The following is a 6243-nucleotide window of genomic DNA, read 5'->3' as shown; positions in this document are numbered from 1 at the left end:
TCCCGTCATCCACACATGGTCCTATAAACTCGCCGACGCCGCCTGATAGGATTCGAACCACGAAAACGTTGAACTAGCTCGGGGCCTTCCTCGTCGCAGTCGTGATCTACTGGTGATCGCCTTTGCCGTAACCCAGATCGCCGATAGGACGGAGCGAGCCCTAAGGGTACGCCCCAAGGGGCGGCTCGCTAGGCTCGAATGAGGTGCTGCGGCCGTCAGAAATCTGTATTCCCTCAGCGCTCCTCTGGAGGTTTGTGGTGCCGGAACTGCAACAACAAGAGCAGATCGTAGGCGATCTTCAATGTTCCGCAGATGAGGAGCGGCCAAGCGCGGTACGATGCGGCGAACAGCACCCCTGCCAGCGCCGGGCTGGCGGCCGCGGCAAGGCTGCGCGGCACGGAGGTGAAACTTGCGGCCGCGGCCCGCTCCGCCTCCGTCACCACCGCCATCACGTAGGAAGATCGCGTCGGCACGTCCATCTGCGAAAGCGCGGCGCGGATTGTCAGCAGTAGCAGGACCTGTCGGCTCGAAGCTGGGATTTTGGCCACGTTGAAAGAACGTTGTGGGAATATGGCTGCGGTGATTGACGGTTGAATTCGTGAGGAATGACGGTCTGCTCCGAATTCTGGAGTAGATTGAGGGGTTGAGTCTTTCGAATGAGGATTTGATCGGGCGCTGGAGCCTGAGCTTTTCCGATATGGAATTTGTGAACGGCAAGCCGGCCCCGGCGCGACTGGGATTGGCGGTTCAGCTTAAGTTCTTCGCCGCGCACGCCTTCTTTTTACAGGACCATGCCTCGTTCCCGCCGACAGCGTTTCCTGGCTGGCCAAGCAGCTTGGTGTCGAAGCTGACGCCGTGACCCAGTATGATTTCTCCGGCCGGACTGCGCGCCGGCATTGTGCCGAGATTTTGCAGCATCTCGGCTTTCGACGCTTGAAGCCGTCCGATCGGGAAGAGCTGACGTTGTGGATCGCTGGCGAATTGTGCCCGACCGGGCAATCGGTTGGCACCATGCTCGAGCAGGTTTTTCTGTGGTGCCGGAACCGTTGTATATACGGCCCGTCGCACAAGGAATTGGAACGCCTGGTGCGTTCGCAACGGCAGCAATATCTCGATAGCTGGTTGACCGGGGTGAGCGCTCGCCTCTTTCAGCAGGCACGGTCGCATTGTTGAAGCGTCCATTGCCGATCCGGACGGCCAGACCGGCTTCAACACGATGAGAGCTGATGTCGGCCAGGCGTCGCTTGAAAACATCCTCAGCATAACGGCGAAACTTGCTTTCATTCAGAAACTTGATCTGCCACGGGATATTTTGGCGACGACCGGCAAGACATGGGTGGAACAGATTGTTCGCCGTGTCGCCGGCGAGAAGGCCTGGGAGATGCGGCGGCACGCGCCGGCCAGACAAATCGGCCTCTACGCGATTTATCTTTCGTCACGGCAAGCGCAGCTCACGGACGTGATGGTCGATCTGCTAATCGAGACGGTTCACAAGATCGCAACGCGCGCGAAACGCAAGGTGGTGGGCGATGTCGCGAAGGACATCGAGCGGGTCTATGGCAAGGAAAGATTGCTTGTCGAGATTGCCGTTGCCTCGATTGACGAACCGGCGGGGCGCGTCTGCGATGTCATCCTCCCATCGCCGGCAACGACAGGCTGGCGGCGATCGTCAAGGAAAGCCAGGCGAAAGGGGCTCTCGAGCGGCGCATATATAAGGTGATGCGCTCGTCCTGGGCCAATCATTACCGGCGCATGCTGCCCAGCCTGCTTTCGGTTCTGGAATTCCGGTCGAACAACACCGTGTGGCGCCCGGTTCTGGCGGCGCTGGATTGGATCAGGAGCAAGGTGGATGACGGCTGCCGGATTGTGCCGATGGAGGATGTGCCGAACGACGAGGTTATTCCGGCCAGATGGCGGAGTTCGGTCATCGATGACGATGGCCGTGTGAACCGGATCAGCTATGAGCTTTGCGTTCTCACCCAGTTGCGTGACCGCATCCGCTCCAAGGAGGTTTGGGTTGTCGGCGCGGATCGCTATCGCAATCCTGACGACGATCTTCCCAAGGACTTCGAAATCCGGCGTGACGCCTATTACACGGGCCTGAACCTGACCCCGGACGCGCAAGCGTTCACGACCGGCATCCGCCGGGAGCTTGAGCATGAGTTGCTGCTTCTGAACGAAACGATCCCGCGAAACGACAAGGTCCGGCTGCTATGGCGCGGCGAAAACCGCATCTCGATCACACCGTTCAAGCCTCTGCCGGAACCGAAGAGGCTGGAAGCGATCAAGGGCGAGATCGGTCAGCGCTGGCCGATGACGGGACTGCTCGACGTGCTGAAGGAAGCCGCCCTCGACACCGGTCTGCTGGAGGCCTTCGAAACATCGGCGTCGAGACTTGCCCTGTCGCGCGAGGCGCTGGATCGGCGGCTTCTGTTGTGCCTTTATGGTCTCGGAACGAATGCCGGGCTCAAGCGGGTCGCCGGCGCGACTGCGGATGTCAGCTACGAGGAGTTGCTGCATGTTCACCGCCGCTTCATCCATGCGCCGGCTCTGAGGGAGGCCTGCGCACGGGTGGCGAGCGCGACGCTGGCGAGCCGCGATGCCGCTGTCTGGGGAGACGCGGGGACGGCCTGCGCGTCCGATTCGACAAAGTTCGGCGCGTGGGACCGGAACCTTATGACGGAATGGCATGCCCGTTACGGCGGGCGCGGTGTGATGATCTACTGGCATGTCGAAAAACGCGCGACCTGCGTCTATTCGCAATTGAAACGGTGCTCATCCTCGGAGGTCGCCTCCATGATCGAGGGCGTGCTGCGTCATTGCACAGATATGGAAATCCAGCGCCAGTATGTCGACAGTCATGGTCAGAGCGCCGTCGGTTTCGCATTTTGCCACCTTCTCGGCTTTGAACTCGCCCCACGCCTGAAGGCGATTGCCCGCCAGAAGCTGGCCATCCCGGATGCGGCGATGCGCACAAGGCTGCCGAATCTGCTGCCAGTCCTTTCCGGCACGATCAACTGGGACGAGATTGAGCAGCAATATGACGAGATGGTCAAATATACGGCCGCCATGCAGACGAGAACGGCGGACCCGGAGGCGATTTTGCGCCGGTTTGCCCGTGCCGAAATAATGCACCCGACCTACAAGGCGCTGAGCGAGCTCGGCCGCGCGGTCAAGACGATATTCCTGTGCCGCTGTCTTCGCCAGGAATCGTTCCGTCGAGAAATCCACGAGGGGCTGAATGTCGTCGAGAACTGGAACAGCGCCAACGGCTTTGTCTTCTTCGGCAAGGGCGGCGAGATCGCCACCAATCGGATCGATCAGCAAGAGATCTCTGCCCTGGCTTTGCATCTGCTGCAAGCGTCGCTGGTTTATGTAAACACACGCATGCTTCAGACCGTGCTTGTGGAACCGAAATGGGCTGATCGGATGGCGCCGGAAGACTATCGCGGCTTCACGCCTCTGATCTACAGTCACGTCAATCCTTATGGCCGCTTCGATCTCGACTTGAATAGTCGGATCGATTTTGATCGGCTGGCGGCATAATTCTTGGAGACGATAGTGGTTAAAATTGCTGAAGCATGCCTGAATGTTCTCTACCAACATGGGTTGTCGTCGGCGCAGTTCCAGTTCTGTTTCGAGAGAGCAAAGCATGATCTCCTGGCCGATGACATGGCCTGCGACGCCATCGTTGCGGAGGTTATGCAGTCCATCGATGATCATCCGGATGCGGCAACCTTGTTGGGATTGTTGCTGGATGAGGCCCGAATGGGCGTCGAGAACGATAGCCCATATGGAAAGGCTTTCCTGGAAAATGCAGAGAAGGCGATCAACACTCACATTGCTGCCGGTACTGGCGAGCCACTTCATCGTTTGAAAATCGCTGGCTTGTATCGGCGTGCCGGTCTGCCCGTACCGGACATACTGATGCTCGACCCGGTTGGGGAAAATCCCGCCGACGAGATCCCGATGCCGGATCTTGATGGTGCGCTTGCCGTTTTAGCGGCAGAAGTTGAAGCTGAAGGCGGCGGCGCGTATGAGTTCTTCAGTGGCTTGGATGAAATGTCGGCAGGAATGCCCGAGGAGGTCAAAGCCGCGTTTGTCCGTCATCTGTTGAGGCTCGACAATCCCTTTCTGGAGCGCTGTGCGCTCTATTGGCTGGTGTCCGGCGCATCATTGACGCGAGAGGCCGTGGCTGCCGCCCTGCGCGAAAGGCTCATGCGCGGGAAGCTGGAGCCTGAAACTTTATCCTATTTGCCGATCATTCGCGGCTGGTTGCCGGCGACTGCCGCCCGGGTGGCTATTGATGACATTGGCAAGCTGGCTCGGCGACAAGGTCTTGCCGATGTTTCCAATCAAAACAGGGCGGAGCTGATAGTCAGCGACATCATGGCGACCACCGCTGACGGTGTCGGAGCGCAAGGCCTGACTATTGTCGGAAAACTGCAAGCCCGAACATTTGTCGCGATGATCCTGTTAAAGATCGGATACGGCATCAAAGATGCCTTTGTCATTCGTTGCCGTTCAAAGCGCGAAGCAACCAACATCGTCTCTTATGCCCGCCAGGAAGCAAACGGCGTCCGAATAGATCGAATGACTGCCGAGCTGCTGCTGGAAGCGGCTCTGGCGGATGGGATGGAAAACGGCCATCCACCAGCGCCAGGCTTCATTGACGTCATGGAGGCTTGCAGCTTGAGCCAATTGCGGCCCCAGGAAAGGGATCTGCAGGCTTTGCTGGATTACGTAGATCCGCAAAAGGAAATCCAGAATGCGACAGCGGCAGAGCTGGATCGGATGCTCCGCAACGAGCCTGCACTGGATGCGCTCGTCCCGTTCACCGACAGCTGGTTTGAAGACACAGGAGAAACACGCAGCATCATCCAAGGATCTCGGTCGGCAAGGACTGTTGAAAAAAGAATCTGGGCCTTTCTCGAAGGCCGGCGAGACATTTGGGCGAGACGATTTCTGCAAACCGCGATCATTCTTAAATCGGCGAAGAAGGAGCGGATGTCAAAAGCACTGGTAGCCGCGGCCTTCGCGCTGATGCACAAGCATCCTCTACAAGACATCCCGCTCGTGGAAGATATCGTTATGACCACACTGGACGCGGGCGGCGGATCTCCGTGGTGAGAATTTTGCGTATACCCATCATGAACGCGGCGCGAGCGGCAGGCTGAGGGTATCGCCGCTGCCAGGAAACGTGGCATCTACAAAGGTCGCCCACCGAAGATTGACCGCGCAGAAATCCTGCTTCGCCTCCAAAAGGGTCAGGGACCCAGCAAGATCGCCCGCGATCTCGGCATATCGCGTGGCACGGTCTATCAGGTACGCAACAGTGCTTCCGAATGAGCAAGGCCAACCGCATCACCCGTTTGACATCCGCCGCCTGCGAGCAGATTCAGGCCCGCATGCTTGAGGCTTGCAGACAGATCACCTCAGATCACGGATTGGTCATCGAAAGTGCCGGGTGGCGTGGCCTGGACGCGCCAGACGGTAAGCCTCTCAATCTGGTTAAGGAGATGTTCGCCTTGCTGGCCGAACAATACGGCCTGGAGGCTGCTGACTTCGAACGCGAGTTCATCACTAGCGGTGAGCGCTTCCGCATCACCGGCATTGATCCTCGAAGGCCCAAATACCCTATCTCCGTAGAGCGTATTCCCGATCGCCGCGGCTTCAAGTTCACCGCCGACAATGTTGCCATGCTGCTTAAAGCACAGGTTAAACCCTGACGTTCACCAATCGTTCTTCAACTTGGCCAAAATCCCAGCTTCGAGCCGACAGGGCCTTCCACGAGCCCTGCAAGCCTTGTTGCTGTGTGATGCTGACGCTTTGGGCCAAAAAGATTGCATAGTCCATCGAAGGGAACCAACGCCAGAGGCGAACAAAGACGATAAGCGTTAGCAGGTACTTAGCTATTCGCGCAGGTGGTTTCCAGTTCGATTCCGTTCAAGGCGAAGCCATTCGTGCTCTTTACTCAGACAGCTTCTTGGACCCATGAAAAGTACCGAGCCTACAAGCCGAAGATGCTTTGCCCGTTACGATCTTGCCTTGGATGGACTGATCCTGAAGGCTTCAGTTAACCAGCGGTGCCGACACTGGGTTGCGTTCAGGGTTAATGCCGAAGTTGGCTCGGCGGCGGAAACGACCCAACTGTCATTAACAGTGAGCGCGAAATTCAGAACGTTGGCCCGTGGGCCTGGCCACGCCTTCGTTTTCGTCGGTATGCCCGCCGACAACAGCAAC

The 6243-nt window shown here is 58.3% G+C and carries 3 protein-coding genes and 2 pseudogenes; 4 read left to right on the top strand and 1 reads right to left on the bottom strand.

What is annotated here, in order from left to right:
* Positions 1–233: 233 nt before the first annotated feature.
* A pseudogene (locus C9E91_RS05025) lies at positions 234–515 on the bottom strand (MFS transporter); the annotation flags it as partial.
* A 182-nt stretch (positions 516–697) separates the two neighbouring features.
* Between C9E91_RS05025 and C9E91_RS05020 the strand changes: the two are divergent.
* The 4 genes and pseudogenes from C9E91_RS05020 (at position 698) to C9E91_RS05005 (ending at position 5729) form a co-directional block, all read left to right on the top strand.
* Positions 698–3546: pseudogene (locus C9E91_RS05020) on the top strand (Tn3 family transposase).
* 15 nt (positions 3547–3561) lie between these two features.
* Positions 3562–5130, top strand: coding sequence for a Y4lR C-terminal helical domain-containing protein (locus tag C9E91_RS05015; protein WP_107107276.1), 1569 nt, complete (start codon positions 3562–3564; stop codon positions 5128–5130).
* Positions 5131–5181: 51 nt separating this feature from the next.
* Positions 5182–5349, top strand: a complete 168-nt coding sequence (locus C9E91_RS20085) for a helix-turn-helix domain-containing protein (RefSeq protein ID WP_107107279.1) — start codon at positions 5182–5184, stop codon at positions 5347–5349.
* A complete protein-coding gene (locus tag C9E91_RS05005) occupies positions 5346–5729 on the top strand; it encodes a hypothetical protein (RefSeq protein ID WP_107107275.1) in 384 nt (127 codons plus the stop codon). Before C9E91_RS20085 ends, C9E91_RS05005 begins: the two co-directional genes overlap by 4 nt.
* Positions 5730–6243 lie beyond the last annotated feature (514 nt).

Source organism: Rhizobium sp. SEMIA4064, from assembly GCF_003025035.1.
GTDB classification, from domain to species: Bacteria; Pseudomonadota; Alphaproteobacteria; order Rhizobiales; family Rhizobiaceae; genus Rhizobium; species Rhizobium paranaense.
The sequence above is the reverse complement of the archived record's forward strand: the minus strand, read 5'-3'. Positions and strand labels throughout refer to the sequence as shown.

What these genes read in the sequence shown, in the direction of transcription:
- C9E91_RS05005 (WP_107107275.1), top strand. Translation starts at nt 5,346, where the DNA reads ATGAGCAAGGCCAACCGCATCACCCGTTTGACATCCGCCGCCTGCGAG.